26 protein-coding genes and 2 pseudogenes are annotated in these 17,256 nt (G+C 39.7%); all 28 read left to right on the forward strand.

Annotation, left to right across the window (positions count from 1 at the left end; all coding sequences use genetic code 11):
- Window positions 1-294: pseudogene (locus tag AC27EF_RS02345) on the forward strand (DUF7666 domain-containing protein); the annotation flags it as partial.
- Between the two features lie 108 nt (window positions 295-402).
- Entirely contained in the window at window positions 403-984 is a 582-nt protein-coding gene (locus AC27EF_RS02350; RefSeq protein WP_487108595.1) for a DUF6273 domain-containing protein, read from the forward strand.
- Between the two features lie 35 nt (window positions 985-1,019).
- Complete coding sequence (locus AC27EF_RS02355) at window positions 1,020-1,490, forward strand: hypothetical protein (protein ID WP_487108597.1); 471 nt, start codon at window positions 1,020-1,022, stop codon at window positions 1,488-1,490.
- 8 nt (window positions 1,491-1,498) lie between these two features.
- Window positions 1,499-1,810: pseudogene (locus tag AC27EF_RS02360) on the forward strand (single-stranded DNA-binding protein); the annotation flags it as partial.
- 5 nt (window positions 1,811-1,815) lie between these two features.
- Window positions 1,816-2,097, forward strand: coding sequence for a hypothetical protein (locus AC27EF_RS02365; protein ID WP_487108599.1), 282 nt, complete (start codon window positions 1,816-1,818; stop codon window positions 2,095-2,097).
- The gene (locus tag AC27EF_RS02370; protein ID WP_487108600.1) at window positions 2,094-2,459 is read left to right on the forward strand and encodes a hypothetical protein; all 366 of its coding nucleotides are present in this window, start codon (window positions 2,094-2,096) and stop codon (window positions 2,457-2,459) included. The genes AC27EF_RS02365 and AC27EF_RS02370 overlap by 4 nt, the downstream gene beginning before the upstream one ends.
- A gap of 335 nt (window positions 2,460-2,794) precedes the next feature.
- A complete protein-coding gene (locus AC27EF_RS02375; RefSeq protein ID WP_487108601.1) occupies window positions 2,795-2,950 on the forward strand; it encodes a hypothetical protein in 156 nt (51 codons plus the stop codon).
- Between the two features lie 114 nt (window positions 2,951-3,064).
- On the forward strand, window positions 3,065-3,277 hold the full coding sequence (locus tag AC27EF_RS02380) for a hypothetical protein (protein WP_487108602.1): 213 nt from the start codon (window positions 3,065-3,067) through the stop codon (window positions 3,275-3,277).
- A gap of 95 nt (window positions 3,278-3,372) precedes the next feature.
- A complete protein-coding gene (locus tag AC27EF_RS02385) occupies window positions 3,373-3,645 on the forward strand; it encodes a phage holin family protein (RefSeq protein ID WP_487108603.1) in 273 nt (90 codons plus the stop codon).
- Window positions 3,646-3,666: 21 nt separating this feature from the next.
- Window positions 3,667-4,476 carry an N-acetylmuramoyl-L-alanine amidase gene (locus AC27EF_RS02390; protein WP_487108605.1) on the forward strand — a complete coding sequence of 270 codons (810 nt, stop codon included), beginning with the start codon at window positions 3,667-3,669 and terminating at the stop codon, window positions 4,474-4,476.
- A 15-nt stretch (window positions 4,477-4,491) separates the two neighbouring features.
- Window positions 4,492-4,824 (forward strand): terminase small subunit, encoded by a 333-nt coding sequence (locus AC27EF_RS02395; RefSeq protein ID WP_487108607.1) that lies wholly within the window; start codon window positions 4,492-4,494, stop codon window positions 4,822-4,824.
- A 16-nt stretch (window positions 4,825-4,840) separates the two neighbouring features.
- Window positions 4,841-5,530 carry a hypothetical protein gene (locus AC27EF_RS02400; protein WP_487108608.1) on the forward strand — a complete coding sequence of 230 codons (690 nt, stop codon included), beginning with the start codon at window positions 4,841-4,843 and terminating at the stop codon, window positions 5,528-5,530.
- 15 nt (window positions 5,531-5,545) lie between these two features.
- Window positions 5,546-5,839, forward strand: coding sequence for a hypothetical protein (locus AC27EF_RS02405; protein ID WP_487108610.1), 294 nt, complete (start codon window positions 5,546-5,548; stop codon window positions 5,837-5,839).
- 118 nt (window positions 5,840-5,957) lie between these two features.
- Window positions 5,958-6,305 (forward strand): hypothetical protein, encoded by a 348-nt coding sequence (locus tag AC27EF_RS02410; RefSeq protein ID WP_487108611.1) that lies wholly within the window; start codon window positions 5,958-5,960, stop codon window positions 6,303-6,305.
- Window positions 6,295-7,503, forward strand: coding sequence for a hypothetical protein (locus tag AC27EF_RS02415; RefSeq protein WP_487108613.1), 1,209 nt, complete (start codon window positions 6,295-6,297; stop codon window positions 7,501-7,503). Before AC27EF_RS02410 ends, AC27EF_RS02415 begins: the two co-directional genes overlap by 11 nt.
- A 165-nt stretch (window positions 7,504-7,668) precedes the next feature.
- Window positions 7,669-8,439: a hypothetical protein gene (locus tag AC27EF_RS02420; RefSeq protein ID WP_487108615.1), complete on the forward strand. Its 771-nt coding sequence runs from the start codon at window positions 7,669-7,671 to the stop codon at window positions 8,437-8,439.
- Between the two features lie 3 nt (window positions 8,440-8,442).
- Complete coding sequence (locus AC27EF_RS02425; RefSeq protein WP_487108617.1) at window positions 8,443-11,238, forward strand: terminase TerL endonuclease subunit; 2,796 nt, start codon at window positions 8,443-8,445, stop codon at window positions 11,236-11,238.
- Window positions 11,239-11,240: 2 nt separating this feature from the next.
- Window positions 11,241-12,479: a phage portal protein gene (locus AC27EF_RS02430; protein WP_487108618.1), complete on the forward strand. Its 1,239-nt coding sequence runs from the start codon at window positions 11,241-11,243 to the stop codon at window positions 12,477-12,479.
- Window positions 12,466-13,125, forward strand: a complete 660-nt coding sequence (locus AC27EF_RS02435; protein ID WP_487108619.1) for an HK97 family phage prohead protease — start codon at window positions 12,466-12,468, stop codon at window positions 13,123-13,125. Before AC27EF_RS02430 ends, AC27EF_RS02435 begins: the two co-directional genes overlap by 14 nt.
- 8 nt (window positions 13,126-13,133) lie before the next feature.
- A complete protein-coding gene (locus AC27EF_RS02440) occupies window positions 13,134-14,450 on the forward strand; it encodes a phage major capsid protein (protein WP_487108621.1) in 1,317 nt (438 codons plus the stop codon).
- A gap of 15 nt (window positions 14,451-14,465) precedes the next feature.
- Complete coding sequence (locus tag AC27EF_RS02445) at window positions 14,466-14,675, forward strand: hypothetical protein (protein ID WP_487108622.1); 210 nt, start codon at window positions 14,466-14,468, stop codon at window positions 14,673-14,675.
- Between the two features lie 15 nt (window positions 14,676-14,690).
- Window positions 14,691-14,960 carry a hypothetical protein gene (locus AC27EF_RS02450; protein ID WP_487108623.1) on the forward strand — a complete coding sequence of 90 codons (270 nt, stop codon included), beginning with the start codon at window positions 14,691-14,693 and terminating at the stop codon, window positions 14,958-14,960.
- Window position 14,961: 1 nt separating this feature from the next.
- Entirely contained in the window at window positions 14,962-15,306 is a 345-nt protein-coding gene (locus tag AC27EF_RS02455) for a hypothetical protein (protein WP_487108625.1), read from the forward strand.
- Window positions 15,306-15,725, forward strand: a complete 420-nt coding sequence (locus tag AC27EF_RS02460) for a hypothetical protein (protein ID WP_487108627.1) — start codon at window positions 15,306-15,308, stop codon at window positions 15,723-15,725. Before AC27EF_RS02455 ends, AC27EF_RS02460 begins: the two co-directional genes overlap by 1 nt.
- Entirely contained in the window at window positions 15,722-16,069 is a 348-nt protein-coding gene (locus AC27EF_RS02465) for a hypothetical protein (protein WP_487108628.1), read from the forward strand. The genes AC27EF_RS02460 and AC27EF_RS02465 overlap by 4 nt, the downstream gene beginning before the upstream one ends.
- Entirely contained in the window at window positions 16,066-16,680 is a 615-nt protein-coding gene (locus AC27EF_RS02470) for a major tail protein (RefSeq protein ID WP_487108630.1), read from the forward strand. The genes AC27EF_RS02465 and AC27EF_RS02470 overlap by 4 nt, the downstream gene beginning before the upstream one ends.
- An 8-nt stretch (window positions 16,681-16,688) precedes the next feature.
- Window positions 16,689-17,012 carry a hypothetical protein gene (locus tag AC27EF_RS02475; RefSeq protein WP_487108631.1) on the forward strand — a complete coding sequence of 108 codons (324 nt, stop codon included), beginning with the start codon at window positions 16,689-16,691 and terminating at the stop codon, window positions 17,010-17,012.
- Window positions 16,964-17,254, forward strand: a complete 291-nt coding sequence (locus AC27EF_RS02480) for a hypothetical protein (protein ID WP_487108633.1) — start codon at window positions 16,964-16,966, stop codon at window positions 17,252-17,254. Before AC27EF_RS02475 ends, AC27EF_RS02480 begins: the two co-directional genes overlap by 49 nt.
- Window positions 17,255-17,256 lie beyond the last annotated feature (2 nt).

Below are 17,256 nucleotides of genomic sequence, written 5' to 3' on the forward strand. Positions count from 1 at the left end.
TCCAGTAACACCGGGAACTGCGGAGTGTCCAGTAACACCGGGTATCGCGGAACTGCAAGAGCTGGACATCAAAACAGTATCGCCGTCGCATGGGGGCCAGAGTCCAAAGCGAAAGGTGTAAAAGGTTCTTGGCTAGTTCTTGCAGAATGGAAAAGTAATGGAGGTTGTAGTTGGGATGAAAATACATGGACTTTTGCATGTGCAGCCATGGTACAGGTTGATGGAAAAACAATAAAAGAAGATACTTTGTACCAATTGATTGATGGCAAAGTCGTAGAAGCAGAACTTAAATAAAGCACCTACAGGACATATACCACGATGAAACTATTGACAGTCCTGTGAAACGCATAAGAAACAAACATGAGAGCCTGCCGCTTCTGCGGCGGGCAGAAAGGAGTCAAAATGAAAGTGATAAGAAACATGAAAATAGATACAAGGATTTATGAGGTCGGAGATATGATCAAATTTAAGCTGACAGACGGCGAAAAGGTACAGGCTATGGCGGTGGAAGAGACGCCCAAAGGGATACTGTTCGTGCTGGTCGACTGTCTTACAAAAGAATATCCGATGTTTGAGGACCTTGACAGCATGGATGAGGACGAAATCTCTTACATGACTTCTGATTTGCGGAAAAAGCTGAATGGAGAAATCCTCGCAAGATTCCCGGAAGAAATCAGAAGCCGCATGGTGGCAGTCAACGCAGAGGGAGATATGCTTCGGATTCCTACAGAGCGGGAAATCTTTGGAGAGAATGTCTATGGACAGGAAGAAGCGGAAAAAGTCAAACGCTGGAAGTCTATGAAAAAGAAAAGAAATCGTATTGCTTTTCAAGGCAAAGAGGGTGCTTGGGAATGGTACTGGCTTATGAATCGTCATAAGGAACACACTTCCGTTTTCGCCGGTGTCACCAACTTCGGTAATGCGGACTTCGGCGACGCTTCTCTCTCTTTTGGCGTTCGCCCGGTCTTTCTCTTAGAGCGGTAGGGGGATTTTGTTAGGAGATGTTAAGGAGGAATAAAATGGCATTGACAATGAAAGAAAAAATACAAATGGATGCAATAAAAAATAAAGAAGATTACAAAATAGAGGAGTATGAGGATGTTGTATTGTTGACCAATGGAATGTATGGGGTTTACATATATGTATGGGAATTGCTGATAGACGAAAGAAAATATGATAAAAGTGAAAGATTGAAAGAATTAGACCCTTTGGAGTTAGAAGAAAAGGAAGAAAATGCAAAGGTTATAAAAGAAGCTATAACCTTTGGAAAGCACACGGCAAATGCGGTGATCAATCTAAAAAAGAAAAAAGTGTGGATTTGGCAGGAATGTTTAAAAAAGTTTGGTGGGAAAGTGTTTTATGGAATGGTAGAGCTTGAGAATGGGAATGAAATTATAACGGTGCGCGACAGGGAAACTGGGGAGATCATAGGAGTGATTGCAACGTTGGAAGATATGGAAATTCAAAAAAATGAAGTTTACCAGATTTAGGAGGAGAGATGAATAAAGTAATATTAATGGGCAGGTTAACCAAAGATCCGGTAATTAGCTGGAACGAAGAAAATTTATGCATTGCCAGATATACGCTGGCGGTGGATCGAAGAATCAAAAAGCAGGAAGAGCAGCCGGCGGATTTTGTAAGTTGCATTGTGTTTGGGAAAGGAGCGGAATTTGCAGAGAAATGGTTGAAAAAGGGAATAAAAATTGCGGTAGAAGGGAGAGTACAGACAGGAAGCTATATAAGGGATGATGGAATCAAGGTATATACTACAGAGGTCGTAGTAGAAAGTCAGGAGTTTGTAGAAAGGAAAGAACAGTGAGGATAATAGAGCGAATCAGAAAATACATACAGAAGCGAACAAACAAAGAGATGAAGATGCCGATCAGAGAAGTATATCCAAAAATGCCGGAGGTAGAGAAGCCGATGGCAGCAGAACCGAAAGAGATCACGCTTGAAATTTCCATAGAGAAAAAATCTGCAAAAAAATTACAAAGATTTCTTTATAATAGAGGAAATAATCAAAGGAAAATGAAAGGAATCCCATTAAAACGATATAGGATGATACAGAAGGCAGGCAGTAAGAGGGCAAAAAAATGAACTGTCAAGGCAGCAGGAGGGAAAAACGGACGCTATGGAGAAACAGCTGGGAAGATTATGACATAAGCAGAAATCGGCTGGAAGAGTTAAAAGCGTTTTGCCGACAATATAATGAAAAAAGAAGTAAAATACAAAACGGACATAAGGATAGAGAAAAATATAGGAGAGATCTGGAGCTCATGGAGCAAGCCGCTATGAAAGCGAATCCGGAAATTTATCAATATATTTTAAAAAGTGTTGCAAACAATATACCATATGAACAAATCGAATATGATAAGGAATTGGGGAGAATTTCAGTGTCAAGGACAGTATTCTATGGATACAGAAGAAAATTTTTTAATGAATTGGATAAGGTACGATGAAAGGAATGATTTAAAAAAATAGTGCAAGAGTTTATCGAAAAAATAAGTAAAGAACCTGTCAAGTTGGAAAGATTAAAAATGTACAAAACGGACCAACGTTTGTGATATCGTGGTAGTAGAAGGTATGAAAATACCGGAAACTATCACGATTTTTTTGTGCCAGAAAGGAGGAACACAACTTAAAATTCCATAGGTAGGGTGGGAAAAATGAAAAACCTCTTGAAATTTGTCGGGCAAAAGTATTGACATATGCCAGACAAAAGTGTATAATATAATTACAGTTAAGGAAGAACTTAACGAGTAGGTAGGCAAGCATAGACCAGAAAGGAGGGCTTATGAACGAAATGACAGAAAAAGAAATGCAGACAGTAAAAATGTCAACGTTATATCAACTTCGATTGATTATTTCTAATGGAGACAAAACGGAGTATACAAGAGATGAAATATTGGAATTGCTTGACAAAATCGCAACGGCAAAAGAACAAAATTAAAAAAGCTTTGCTTAATAAATAAGCAAAGCCGAACACACAAAACAGGCGGTACTTGCCACCGCCTGTACCCAAATAAACCATAGCACAGATTGGGGATAAAGGCAAGGTCAAGAGGTGATTCAAGTAGAAAAAGAAAAAAAGAAAATGGGCAGACCAACGAACAATCCAAGACCGAATAAACTCAGCATTCGCATTAGTGATGAAGATAAACAAATATTAGAAGAATATTGCGAAAATAAAAATGTGAATAGAACAGAAGCTATAAGCAGGGGGATTAAAAAATTAAAGTCTGACTTAGAAAAAGATTTGTCAAGTTGGAAACATTAAAAATGTACAAAACGGATCAACGTTTGTGGTATCGTGGTAGTAGAAGGTATGGAAATACCAGAAACTATCACGATTTTTTTATTTAGGAGGGCGTTATGGAACAAATTGTAGAGTATATCAAACCAGAACTGTTGGTATTAATTCCGGCATTATATTTTTTAGGGCAGTCAATCAAAAAGTCTGAAACTGTACCGAATAAATATATTCCGACGGTGATTAACGTATTAGGCATTGCTTTAGCATTGCTATATGTATTTGGAGCCGAAGGAATGAACGCCGCAGCACTGTTTACGGCAATTATTCAGGGGGTTTTAGCAGCGGGAGCAGCAGTGAACTATAACGAAGTAAAGAAACAATTAGAGAAATAAAGCTGATAGAAAGGAGAAGCGATGGCAGTATATAACGTACATGGTGGGCACAATCCATCCGGGAAAGTAGCTTGTGGAGCGACAGGGTTTTTGGATGAAAGCAAAGAAGATCGGCGGATATGCAAGGAAGTGATTCGACTTTTAAAGGCAGCAGGGCATAAAGCATACGACTGCACATGTAATAACGGGAAAAGTCAAACGGATGTTTTAAAAAAGATTTGCGACAAATGCAATCAAAGGGCTGCAAAGTTAGATATATCCATTCACTTCAATTCTGGAAGAAATGACAAAAAAGGGGATAAAAAGGTTGCAGGCTGTGAAATTTGGTGTACAGAAGCATCAGGAATTAAGAAGACAGTGGCGGATAGAATCCTGAAAAATATGAAAAAACTGGGATTCACCAACAGAGGAATTAAAACAACCAAAAATCTTTATTATCTGAACCATACGAAGAACAAGGCAATTTTAATTGAAGTGTGTTTTGTAGATGATAAAGACGACGAGAAATTATACAAAAAACTTGGATATAAAAAGATTGCAAAAGCAATCGCGCAAGGAATCACTGGCGAAAATGTAACAACGGCAAAGGTGGAAGGTACGCAGCCGTATTACACAATCAAAAAAACATCTTCAAAAACAGCGATTCAGTGGCTTCAAAAGAAATTGAATGCATGTTACACCGGGAAACTTTCAAATTTGGCAGCAGACGGAATCTGGGGAAGTAAGACGCAGCAGATGTTAGAAGATTATTGGAAACAGCTTGGATGGAAAAAGGGAACTTACGCAGGAGAAAAGACCTGCAAAGCATTGTACAAGAATCGGAAGAAATAGGAGGGAAACCAATATGTGAAAGGAAAAGTATTTAATTTAAGCGAGAGGGAGCGAAGCTTAGCGGAGTACTATTGCGGGGAATGTCTGGGGAATGCGGAGATGGCAGCAATCAAAGCAGGATACAGTAAAAGATACGCAAGGGGAAATGCGTATAAGATCATAAAACGGAAACGTGTAAGAGATTATATAGAATATCTTACACAAGAAACAGTCAACGAAAGGATCGCAACCATAGAACAGATCAAAGAGTTCTGGACGGAAATCATGAATGATGAAAATGCAAAAGACCGGGACAGGCTTAGAGCATCGGAGTTACTTGCAAAAGCGCATGGAATCTTTGATTGGTAAGGCGGAGGAATAAGTTGTGTATACACTGGAAACATTCAGGAAATCAAAAACGTGGCAGAAGTTTGTAAAGAATCTAAAAAGTGAGCGAACAAATAAAGAAGGGATGTTGATATGTGCACATTGCGGGAAGCCGATTCTAAAGAAATATGATTGTATCGGACATCACAAAGTGGAGTTGACGGAACAAAATGTAAATGCCTTTGACATATCATTGAATCCGGATCTGATTGATCTGGTGCATCATAAATGCCATAACGATATCCATGAACGTTTTGGATGCCATCAGCAAAGGGTGTATATCGTATACGGACCGCCGCTTTCCGGGAAAACGACATACGTAAAAAGCGTGATGTCAGCCGGGGATTTGGTTTTAGATATGGATAATATTTGGCAGTGTGTCAGTGGCTTGGAAAGATACAATAAGCCGAATGCATTGAAAGAAGTTGTATTTGATGTACGGAACAAGATTCTGGAGGATGTGAAATATAGGAGAGGGTTCTGGCACAATGCTTATATCATTGGCGGGTATCCGTTGCAGGGAGAGAGACAGAGACTGGAGAAACAGTTAGGAGCTGAATGTATTTATGTAGAGATAGAGAAAGAAAAGAATCTTGAGAGAATTTATTGTCTGGAAGATGCGAGGAAACAAAAAGACTACGAACGATTCATACTTGGCTGGTGGGAGAAATATAGACCAAACGAATAGAAGGAGAGGGAAATAATGACAGATGAAGAAATATTGGTGGCAATTCATGGATGTAAAAAGGACATTCGTTCCTTGGAGATCCGAATGAGCAAGCAGGATGCACAAAATGAAGTGATTCAGAACCTTGTGATCTCTGTCAAAGAGATGGCGATCAATATGGCTCAAATGCTGGAAGAACTGAAAGCACAGGGCATCCGGTTGGATAAGCTGGAACAAAAACCGGGAGAAAGCTGGGATGCGGCAAAGAGAGCGATTGTTACGGCGATTGCCAGCGGACTCATTGGGATTGTGATTGGACAATTGTTTTGATGATACCCCCGGGATCATCAAATTTGTATACTCAAGGAAGACTGTGGAAGGGTGAGGAATTGCACAGAACCGAAAAAAATGAGATTTTCAAAATGAAATTTGAAAGAAGTGAAAGAAAATGGAACATCATGAGAGAAAAAAAGAGCTGGAAGAAATTATAAAAAGGTATGGGGAAGAAACTGCGGAAATGACAAAAAATCTTGTAGAAAACGTTATCTTTTTAGAAAATCGGCTGTGTGAATTGAAAAAATTACCGTTTTTAAAGACGGATGAAAGTAATCCGGTACGACAAAAAGCTACTGCGGCGTCAAAGCAATATAAAGATGTTTTTCAGCAGTATACCAATGCCTTAAAAATACTCATGGGAATTACAAAAGCGGAGAATGATGATAAAGAAAGCCCGTTAAGAGTGTGGGCAGCGGAATATAAAAGGTATCTTCAAGAGGGAGCAGGAGATGAAAATTGACATTAAGATAGATTTTTCACAATGGAAGTTGATGTTGTTATCTAATGTAAATAATGAAGAAGCAAAATGTTATCTTACATTTACAAATATTTCAGATGATGCGACAGTGTCAATCAATGGAAGTAGTGTACCGATGGAAGCAGGGGACCATAGAGCGGAAGTTCTCAATAAAATTCTAACGAAAGGTGATAAAAAATGCGTTGTGACATCCAATGGGGTTAGTAAAGAATTTGTAATTAGCACAGAAAAAGATTTCGCGGGAACAGAAAATCTTTTTATGCGCATAGAAAATGGAATTTATAAGCTGGGACAATGCTACGAGGACATGACGTTGGGAAAACTTTACCAGAAAGAAGATGATGATAAAAAAGAGCTGTTGGAGAAAATGGAGAATTACCTGCCGAAAGCCGGAGGAACTGTAAGTGGAAATTTGTTTTTACAAAAAGGATTCAATGTATCAAGGCATAATGCCGGATCAGGACAAGCGGGATACCTGAAAATTGCAACAATTAAGATTGCATCGACGTATGCAAATGTTCCGATAATATTTGAAATTTTGCGGCGTGGAGATTTAGATCTGACACGTATCATTATTTGCTTTTCCAATTCGGACAGTATGGATCCCGGATTGTCTTTGTTTGAATATGAAAATCGAAAATCATTTTTAGTCCGAATGGTTAAAACGGCAGCAGGAACATGGGACCTGTATGTTCAAAAGGCAGAGGCTTATGAATATATGACGGTTATGGATATTAAAAAAACATTTGGATATATGAGCAATGTCACCATTGCATTAAAAAATGAATTTGCAACATCGCTGCCGGCGGGAACGGATGCAGTGAATCGTTATGATACCGGATGGAACAATGTAAGCTATGGAAATGGAATTTCTACATATAGCGGTTATCCACAGGGGGCAGTAAGAAGATGTGGAAAAGTTGTGGAACTGAATGCGGTTGTTACAAACAGCACAGAATGGACGGGACATAATAGCATTATTACGATTCCGAGTGGATATAGACCGTCTCGCTATAAGCATTTTATATGTCAGGGAAGTGGGAGCAATCGTTTTTTATTAACTGTGCAGGGAGATGGAAAATGTCTTGCGAATCGTTATTCAAATAATACTACCATGAGTAACAAGGTTCCGAAAGGATCATGGTTGTGTTTGCATGGTACATGGATTACGGATCAGTAGAGGAAAGGAGAGGGAACTATGGGGCAGATGGAACTGTGGGAGGATTCGATCTGGGTAAACGGAACAATCGATACAGAAACAGGAATTCCGGGAGAAAATAAAGAAGGAGAAGCACCGCATTTTTATACAAAAGAAAAAATCAAAGTACGTGAAGGGGAATGTATTTTGAAAAAAGAAGGGGGGACAGGGAAAATCCATGCTATGTTTTTTATATATGATAAGGATAAACTTTTGAAGGTAGATGGAGCAACGCCGATGCTTGAGGAGAGCCATACATTTAACATTCCGAGCGGGAATGAATTATATCTTAGAGTCATGGTTGAAGGAGAAAAAGAAAGCAAAGATTTTGCAAATGGAGGAAGTCTGACAATAAGCAACAGAGGGATTAAAGGGGACATAATATATGGAATAGATGCGAAAAAAAATAAAAGGGAAATCGGAGATTTTTCTTTTTTGGATACAACCCAAAAAGAAAATCTGGTAGAAGCTACCAACGAAGTATTGAGTCTAACAAACCAAGCGATGGAAAAGGCAAACCAAGCTTTTCAATTTGCCAATGACGGAAAAAGTAAACTTGCCTCCGCTATTGGCAATGGAGCAACGGCAAGTATGACATGGGATCAGTTGGCAAAACTTACAGATCAAATAAAACTGCAAACAAAGAAATATACATATGTAAAATGTACAGCAAGTGGGAATCCACAGACAAATTACCACATAGTTAGTGAGGATGTATCAATATTTCGACATACGGTAGCCATCATGATAGAAATCGAATGTAGGTCTGGGTTTTCGGAATTTGCATTTTGGATTGATGGATATATTGTACAACAATATGATATGAAGATAAATATTAAAGGAGAACTTATGAGTATAAGTACTTATGCGGACACACCGCCATTAAAGTTTGGGATATATGTTGTAGGAACAAACTAAAAGATGTTAATACAAAATAAAACAATCTGGACGCCGGATAATTCTTTTCTGCTCAAATATAAAGGAGAAATTGAATACGGAAAAATCATTGTCGGACAGGAGATGTGGCAGAACCTTGAAAACCTCGAAGAGTTCTTAAAATATGATGATCGGTATTATTACGATACGGAAACAGCAAATTTAAGAATGAATTTTATGGAACATTGTGTACGATTGACGAAAAGTCCTTTTTATAATCAGCCGATGGTGTTAATGCTCTGGCAGAAGGCGCTGATTGAAGCAACGTACAGCTTTAAGAGATGCGAAACGGGATACGATAAGTTCCAAAAGATTATTTTACTGATTGCCAGGAAGAATACCAAAGCTCTTGCATTAAATACAAGAATACCAACTTTATTTGGAGACAGAACTATAAGAGACATAAAAGTTGGAGATTATGTGTTTAGTGAAAAAGGTATTCCGATCAAGGTACTCTCTGTATCGGAAGTATTTAAAAATAGAACTTGTTATAAGGTGATATTTGAAGATGGAGAAGAGATTGTCGCTGATGAAAATCACAAATGGACAGTGCAAACAAAAGAAAGCAGGCGTACAAAAAAATATGTTCCGAAAACAGGAAGGAAGAGAACAAAGTACAATGAAATTGATGCATATGGATGTATAACAATTACAACATCAGATATGGTAAAAGATTATGAAAGAAAAAGGAAAGACGGGAAAGGAACAGAATACAAATATAGGGTTCCCATATCAAAAGCGGTGCAATATAAGGAAAAAGAACTATTTAGTCCGTATGTGCTGGGGCTGTGGCTCGGAGATGGAGACAAGCATGACAACAGAATATCTACAGGAAAGGAAGATCTTGAGACATTACTGAAAGAGCTGAAAAAAGAAAATGTGAAAGTTAGTTCTGTAAAAGTCTTTGGAGATAAATATGAGGTAAGGATTGGGGAAACAAAAGCAAGAAGGAACACAGTAAGAGAAGAATTTAGGAGAATGGGAATATGGAAAAATAAAAGAATACCGAAGGAATATTTAACGGCAAGTGTAAAACAGAGGTGGGAGTTGCTAAAAGGGTTGATGGATACAGATGGAACGTGTTCAAAAGCGGGTCAATGTATGTTTAGTCAAAAAGATGGTAATTTAGCAAGGGATGTATCCAAGCTTCTTTCAAGTCTTGGAATAAAACATAATGTGAAACAAAGGAAAGCAATATGTAATGGAAAAGATTGTGGATATGTGAACTATATAGGTTTTTTTGTGGATAAAAACAATCCATGTTTTAGATACCAAAGAAAAATTGATAAGTTAAAACAAAATTTATCAAAAAGAATGGAATATAAGTCAATTGTGAAGATTGAAAGAGTGGAGAATCAGGATACAAAATGTATTACGGTCGACAATGAAAGAGGATTATTTTTGTGCGGAGAAAAAAATACAGTGACTCATAATAGTGAAACCTGCAGCGCATTAGGGTTGGCCGAGTTTATCACTGGAAATGAGGGGGAAGACATTGTATGCAGCTCCAACGATGATAATCAGGCAAGTATTGTATATGATGCCATTGACACAATGCGGCTTCTGGTGGACCCGAAGGGGCAAGATACCGGAAAAAACCAGCGATTTATGAAAAATAAAAATAATGGAAGTAAGATTTTTAAGCTGTCGGACAAGACAAAAAATAAAGAGGGTAGAAATATTGATTTTGCCATTGTGGACGAAACCCATGAGATGAAAGAGAACATCATAGGGAAAGCGATCGAACAAAGTCAGTCCCTAAAAGAATCTCCGAAGTTTTTTAATATTACAACGGAAGGGTTTGAAAGAGATGGATATTTAGATCAGGAGCTTGAGTTTGCAAGAAAAGTATTATGGAAAGAAGAAACCGGACCGGCAGCAGAAGTATTGCTTCCATGGCTTTATACGCAGGACAGTGAAGAAGAAGTGTGGCAGAACCGGGCAAGCTGGGTAAAAGCCAATCCAACGCTGGGGATTGTAAAGCAATGGAGTTATTTAGACAAAGAAATTGACAAGGCAAAAACCAATAAGGCAGACCGCATTTTTACCTTATCAAAGGATTTTAACATCAAACAGAACAGCGCAGAGAGCTGGTTAAACTTGGAGGACTATGATTATGAAGCAACTTATGACTTGAAAGATTTTCGAGGGGCATATTGTCTTGGGGCTGTGGATTTGTCAGAGACAACAGATTTAACCTGTGCAAAAGTTTTACTGATGAAACCGGGGGACCGCACAAAATATATTCATACGATGTATTTTCTGCCGGAGGCAAAGGTGGAAAATGAGGAGGATAAAAATGCAGGAGCACGCTACCGGGAATGGACGAAAGAGGGGTATATAACGACCAGCGAAGGAAATGATATTGATTTGAGTATTGTAGCGGACTGGTTTTATTTGCTGAAAGTCGAGTATGATATTACGCTTTTTGCATGCGGATATGACCAGAAGTTCGCGAAAGCATGGATTAACAGAATGGAAGACTATGGTTGGACGAAGGCGGCAGGGGAATTAGAGATTATCTTACAGAATGCACAAACATTGGACAATGCGATGAAGTTGCTGGAGGCAGATTTAAAAAGCAGGATAGTAAACTATAATGAAAATCCGGTAGATCAGTGGTGCTTTAAAAATGCGGCGATTAAAGTTGACGAACAGGGGAGAGGACTATGTGTAAAAAAGACGAAGGAAGAAAAAATTGACGGGGCGGTCACAAATATTATTTTGTATGAGATGTATCGCAGACACAGACAGGAATTGAAAGAAGCAATCGGAGGATGAAAATGAACTGGATTGATAAGTTGATGAGCGTAGGAACAAAGAAGGATGCCGGAGGAATCTACGCAGGGATGTTAAATGGGAGCATTCCGGTGTATTCGATGTTCGGGAAGGACATTTTTGCATCCGATGTGGTAAAACAGGCGATTCAAAGGATTGCAATGGAAGTTTCAAAATTAAATCTGGTTCATGTAAGAACCATCGCAAAAGACGAGGCTCCGGTAGGAAACAGCAGTGTACAAAAAATGCTAAATCATCCAAACAACCTTATGACAACAGGAGAATTACTGGAGAAAACGATATGGAACCTATACAGTGATTACAATGCGTTTTTAATTCCGGTATACGAAGTTTGGAACGAAGGGAAGAACGAAAGGCGGATCTATAAAGAACTTTATCCGGTGAAACCGATGGAAGTAACATTTATTGAAGACAAGTCGGGAACTTTGTTTGTGAAAATGAAGTTTTACAATGGATTTGAAATGACGCTTCCGTATGAAGATGTCATTCATGTAAGACTGCAGTTTAGTTGGAATGATTACATGGGCGGGAATGCGTTTGGAAGACCGGATAATGATACGCTGCTGAAGACACTGCGGATTAATGAAAATATCCTGGACGCAGTGGGGAAAGCAACCAAAGCTTCCATGGCAATCAATGGGATTGTAAAATACGGAAGTCTTGTTTCCAGAGACAAAGTAGAAGCAGACGTAAAGCTGTTTGAAGAGGAAATTAGAAAAAGTGCCTCCGGGATTCTGGGAATTGATGCAAAAAGTGAATACATACCGATTAAAAAAGATATAAAATTGCTAGACGAGAAAACGGTTGAATTTATTGATACGAAAATCTTGAGAAATTTTGGAACATCAACAAAAATTTTAATTGGAGAATATACAAAAGAAGAGTATGAGGCGTTTTATCAAACAACATTAGAACCTCTGGCGATTCGTCTCGGACAGAGTTTTACAAAAGCATTATTTACGCCATGGCAAAGAAGCTATGGGGATGCCATAAAAGTGTACCCCGAGGAAATGATGTTTGTAACGGTTTCACAAAAAATTGAAATTGCACGGATTCTGGGAGACTCCGGCGCATTGCTGGAAAATGAAAAAAGAAAGCTGTTTGGATTGGCGCCGTTGCCGGAGCTGGAAGGAATGCGGAAGCAATCGCTGAATTATGTTGATACAAAGATAGCAAATACCTATCAGACACAGCAAAAAGGAGAAAAAAATGGAGAAGAATAACATAGAGCAAAGAGAGTATCGTTTCTCGATTCGGGCAAGCGAGGGAGAAGATGGTTCAGGCATCATTGAGGGAAGAGCCATTGTGTATGGTGAATGGACAGATCTTGGATGGTTTGATGAAATCATAGAACCGGGAGCGTTGAACAAAACGGATTTAAGAGATGTGCGCTTTCTGGTAAACCATAATATTGACATGGTGCCGCTTGCCAGATCAAGGAGAAATAACCAGAATTCAACCATGCAGCTAATACCGGATCAAAAAGGAATGAAAATCCGGGTGACGCTGGATATAGAAAACAATAATGAAGCAAAAGCCTTGTATAGTGCAATTAAACGTGGAGACATTACCGGAATGTCCTTTATGTTTAATATAGACTCGGAGGAATGGGAAGATTTAGAAACAGAACATCCAAAGAGACACATTACCGGGATTGGACAGGTGTTGGAAGTCAGCGCTGTTACATTTCCGGCATATGAAGGAACAGAAATTGGAGTACGGAGCGAGGGTGCATACAGTAAGCGGACGCTTGAAGATGCACGGTCAGCGCTGGAGAGCGCAAGGAGCAACGGTCAAACATCGGAGGATGTGAACGAAGATGAACTGGAACTGGAGAAAGAAAAAGCAAAATATTTATATGGAATTTAGGAGGGAATATGGGAATTTTAGATTATTTGAGAAATGTAATTAAAGCAAAGGAAGAAAGAGCAGCAGAGTTGAGAAAATTAATCAGGGAAGCAACCACCGCAGACGAAGTGAGAAGCCTTGGGGATACCTTAAATTCTGTACTGGATGAATTAAAGGATGCCAAGACGCAGCTAGAGGAGGAAGAACAAAATAATGGTGGAGACGGAGGTGCGGAAGGACCGGACGATCCGACAGGAGATGAAGGACGCGCGGCGAATCCTGAAAATGGAGCAGTAGAACTTCGAGGAGGGCAGGTAAGAGGCGCTTATGGAATGGGAATGGGAAATCAAACCAAAAGCAACGATCCTTATGATACAGAAGAGTACAGAAGTGCGTTCATGGAATATGTTTGCCGCGGCGTACCGATTCCGGCAGAGTATAGAGAGGATCAGATCACCACGACGGCAGATGCAGGAGCGGTAATCCCGACCACGATTTTAAATGAAATTATTCGGGAGATGAAAAGCTATGGAAATCTGTACAATAAGGTAAGGAAACTGAATGTGCAGGGAGGGGTAGAAATTCCGATTCTGGATCTGGTTCCGACAGCAAAGTGGATTACAGAAGCAAAACCGTCCGAAGACCAGAAGATCGGAGCAAACGACACGATTTCCTTCAGCTACTATGGATTGGAATGCAAGATTGCACAGACCCTCCTTGCATCTGTGACCACCTTATCTATGTTTCAGGAGTTGTTTCCGCAGTTGGCAGCAGAAGCAATGATCAAAGCGCTGGACATTGGAATTGTCAATGGAACCGGATCAGGACAGATGCTTGGAATTACAAAAGAAACAAGGATTCCGGAAGGAAATGTTATCACTCTGAATGAAGGAGATGTGGGAAGCTGGAGCCATTGGAAAAAAGCCGTATTTGCAAAGATGAAAAAATCATACAGAGCCGGTGAGTTTATTATGGCGCAGGGAACTTTTGACGGATACATTGACGGAATGGTGGACAAAAACGGTCAGCCGATCGGAAGAGTCAATTACGGAATTGACGGAGAAGAAAAATACAGATTTGCCGGAAAAAATGTTGAAATTGTCGAGGATGATGTCATTAAGCCGTGGGATACTGCGGAAAAAGGAGATGTAGTAGCGATCTTCGGTGATCTGAAAAACTATATCATTAACAGCAATATGCAAATGAAAACAGTAAAATGGGAAGATCATGACACAAACAAGATCAAAAATAAATGCATCCTGATTGCGGATGGAAAGGTTGCCAATCCATATGGATTTTTAATTATTAAAAAAGGAGACCCTGCGGCAGAAACATTGCAGGTTTAAGAGGAGGAGATCAAAATGAGTGAAACAAGGAGAAAGACTGCACAAGAAGAAAAAGAAACAAAAACCAAGGGGCAGACAGAAGAAAAAAGATTCCGGTTGGTAACAGTAGAAAGATATCAGGATCTTGCGCTGGGGAAAATGATGGAACCGGGGGAAGAACAGGAAGCAGACGCAGAAAGAAGTATGCTGCTTTTGGATGCCGGGGTTGTTAAATTGAAAAAATAAGAAAGAGGGAACGCCATGGATGCAGAAAAGAAAGAAAAAATGTTTGATGCAGTAAAAGCAGCTTGCGGAATTGTTGGTAACTATCACGACGAGGTTCTAAGACCTATTTTTGATGATGTAATCGGGTATTTATATGACGCAGGAGTATCAGAGAAGATAATGAATAGTGATAGAATTACGGGAGCAGTAGCGCGTGGCGTTTCCGACCTTTATTTTGAGCAAAGCGGTTTAAGTGATTATTTTAAAGAGCGTGCAATACAGTTGGCTTTGACGGAGGGGGAATGAAATGTACCGACCGAGAAAAAAATTCACAACTCCATTGCTCCATTACGAACTCGAACGAAAAGAAAAGATACAGGGAAGCGTTGTAAAAATTTATAAAGAACAGCCGACCTCTTTTTTCGGTTCATTTGCAACTTATGGCGGTACGCCGATAGACTCAAACGGAGTGCTGGCGATCGAAGACACTGCCCAGATCGAAACATGGTACAATCCTAAACTGACTTCGGAAAGCAGAATACAGCTGGCGCAGTCCGGGGAGATGTATGAGGTGATAGGAGAACCGGAAGATCTTGAGGAGCGGCACATTTTCATGAAAATGAAAGTGAAGCGAATCAAAGGGGGAAGATGATGGCAAGGATTGATATAGAGATGGAAGGACTTGGGCAATTGCTCCGAAGAATTCATGCATTGCAGGGAAATACCAGAGAAATTACAAGTAAAGCGCTTACCAAAGTGCATGAGGATGTAACGCAGCGTATCCATGCGGATATGGGGAAACATCACAGGACAGGAGAGACAGAAGAACAGATTGCAGATACTGCAGAGGTGAACTGGATCGGGAAGACGGCATATGTAAAAGTTGGTTTTCAAATAGACAATGCAACAGGAAAGGGATTAGCCTCTGTCTTTTTGCTCTATGGAACGCCGAAAATGGACCCAGACCGAAAACTATACAACGATTTTTTCGGTTCTTCAACCAGAAAACGGATCAAGGAGACGGAAGAGAACGTATTGTATGAAGAATTAAGGAGGCTGGAATTGCTTTGAAGGAATTATATGAAATATTGGAATCGCTGGGGCTGGACGTGTATCGACAGGGCAGCATGACGATAGATCAGGAATATCCAGAAGTGTTTTTGACTTTCTGGGAGCATAATTGTGAAACGATACATTATGATAATTGTTCGGTTAAAATGCTGCATTATGTATGGATTTATGTTTATGCATCACCAAAAGAGATGCAAAAATGGCAGCAGGAAGTCAAGAACGTACTGGAAAAGACAAAAAATATTGTAATACAAAAGGAATTTATTGATGTAGGAAGCGACGTGCAGACACATATTGGAAAAATGTTGAGCATATGCGTTGCAGAAAGGAAGGAAGAAGAATGAAATATAAAGAGTGGAGAGGTATCAGCGGTTTAGTTTATGCAAGATTGACAAAAGATGAAAATGCAGAGGGTGGTTTGACCTATGGAGAAGTGAAACCGCTTTCCGGGGCACAGAAGATTTCCAAGAAGACAGAAACGTCTTCTGACACAAAATATTATGATAATATTCCGGCAATTGTAATTGAAGCAACCGGACCGGATGAGGTAACCCTTACCGTATCCGTGCTGGACAATGAAACACTGGCAGATATTACAGGACAGTTTTACGATGAAGCAACCGGAATGTTAGTAGAAGGAGAAAGAGAAACGCGGTATTTTGCCATTGGGTACATTGCGGAAAAGGATGATGGAAGCCCGATGTATGTATGGAGATACAAAGGTACGTTCTCGATTCCGGAGGATGAACATAATACGAAGGACAGCGGAACCGATTCTACAAATCAGGAGATTACATATACAGGAATTAATACTGCATTCCGTCATAAAAAGACAGGGAAGACTGCGAAGGCAATCAACGTGGATGTTAGTCTTGGACTGGCGAATGTAGAAGGGTTTTTCGATAAAGTAACACTGATTGACGAATTAAGAGCGAAAGAAGGCTTGAGTCTTTAGGGGGAAAAATGAAGTTAAGGATTAGAGATGAGCAGGGGAATGTTGTCAAAACTTACGAAACCAAAACCATGAGAATTAAATGGGGAAGTGTAAAAGAGTTTCTAAAGCTGGTCGATGTGGATAGGATCAACGATGATAAAGAGCTGGGCAGTATGGCAATGAAGCTTATGGCAGAAGGGAATATTGATAAATTTCTCATGAAAACATTTCCGGGGATTACGCAAGAAGAAATCAATGAAATTGATATTTTTGAAGATCTGGTCCCAACTATGAAAGAGATGGTATGGTTCGTGAAAGAACAGATCAGCGGGTTACCGAAATCAAAAAACTAAATGAGGGCGGCGGCATGGAGCCGCCGTCCTTAAACTTTATAATATTTCAGATTTCGTACTACTTATGCAAAGAATATCCTGCGATGACTCCGCTGACGCTGAATGAAGATGAAGCGGTCGAGGTGTTTGAATTGTTTGTGGATACATGCAAAATGAATGACAATTTAAAAGAATTACGGGAGATTGAAACCGGAGAGAAAGTCATTGAAAGAAAGGCACGTGATAATTCTGGATGGTGGTAAGA

Source organism: Anaerostipes stercorihominis (assembly GCF_057535655.1).

Excerpts from the sequence above, each read along its gene's own strand:
- AC27EF_RS02405 (WP_487108610.1), top strand. The coding sequence starts at position 5,546 with ATGACAGATGAAGAAATATTGGTGGCAATTCATGGATGTAAAAAGGAC.
- AC27EF_RS02475 (WP_487108631.1), top strand. The coding sequence starts at position 16,689 with ATGAAGTTAAGGATTAGAGATGAGCAGGGGAATGTTGTCAAAACTTAC.
- AC27EF_RS02430 (WP_487108618.1), top strand. The coding sequence starts at position 11,241 with ATGAACTGGATTGATAAGTTGATGAGCGTAGGAACAAAGAAGGATGCC.
- AC27EF_RS02480 (WP_487108633.1), top strand. The coding sequence starts at position 16,964 with ATGGTTCGTGAAAGAACAGATCAGCGGGTTACCGAAATCAAAAAACTA.
- AC27EF_RS02390 (WP_487108605.1), top strand. The coding sequence starts at position 3,667 with ATGGCAGTATATAACGTACATGGTGGGCACAATCCATCCGGGAAAGTA.
- AC27EF_RS02370 (WP_487108600.1), top strand. The coding sequence starts at position 2,094 with ATGAACTGTCAAGGCAGCAGGAGGGAAAAACGGACGCTATGGAGAAAC.
- AC27EF_RS02470 (WP_487108630.1), top strand. The coding sequence starts at position 16,066 with ATGAAATATAAAGAGTGGAGAGGTATCAGCGGTTTAGTTTATGCAAGA.
- AC27EF_RS02410 (WP_487108611.1), top strand. The coding sequence starts at position 5,958 with ATGGAACATCATGAGAGAAAAAAAGAGCTGGAAGAAATTATAAAAAGG.
- AC27EF_RS02355 (WP_487108597.1), top strand. The coding sequence starts at position 1,020 with ATGGCATTGACAATGAAAGAAAAAATACAAATGGATGCAATAAAAAAT.
- AC27EF_RS02385 (WP_487108603.1), top strand. The coding sequence starts at position 3,373 with ATGGAACAAATTGTAGAGTATATCAAACCAGAACTGTTGGTATTAATT.
- AC27EF_RS02450 (WP_487108623.1), top strand. The coding sequence starts at position 14,691 with ATGGATGCAGAAAAGAAAGAAAAAATGTTTGATGCAGTAAAAGCAGCT.
- AC27EF_RS02425 (WP_487108617.1), top strand. The coding sequence starts at position 8,443 with ATGTTAATACAAAATAAAACAATCTGGACGCCGGATAATTCTTTTCTG.
- AC27EF_RS02375 (WP_487108601.1), top strand. The coding sequence starts at position 2,795 with ATGAACGAAATGACAGAAAAAGAAATGCAGACAGTAAAAATGTCAACG.
- AC27EF_RS02350 (WP_487108595.1), top strand. The coding sequence starts at position 403 with ATGAAAGTGATAAGAAACATGAAAATAGATACAAGGATTTATGAGGTC.
- AC27EF_RS02435 (WP_487108619.1), top strand. The coding sequence starts at position 12,466 with ATGGAGAAGAATAACATAGAGCAAAGAGAGTATCGTTTCTCGATTCGG.
- AC27EF_RS02460 (WP_487108627.1), top strand. The coding sequence starts at position 15,306 with ATGGCAAGGATTGATATAGAGATGGAAGGACTTGGGCAATTGCTCCGA.
- AC27EF_RS02455 (WP_487108625.1), top strand. The coding sequence starts at position 14,962 with ATGTACCGACCGAGAAAAAAATTCACAACTCCATTGCTCCATTACGAA.
- AC27EF_RS02445 (WP_487108622.1), top strand. The coding sequence starts at position 14,466 with ATGAGTGAAACAAGGAGAAAGACTGCACAAGAAGAAAAAGAAACAAAA.
- AC27EF_RS02415 (WP_487108613.1), top strand. The coding sequence starts at position 6,295 with ATGAAAATTGACATTAAGATAGATTTTTCACAATGGAAGTTGATGTTG.
- AC27EF_RS02440 (WP_487108621.1), top strand. The coding sequence starts at position 13,134 with ATGGGAATTTTAGATTATTTGAGAAATGTAATTAAAGCAAAGGAAGAA.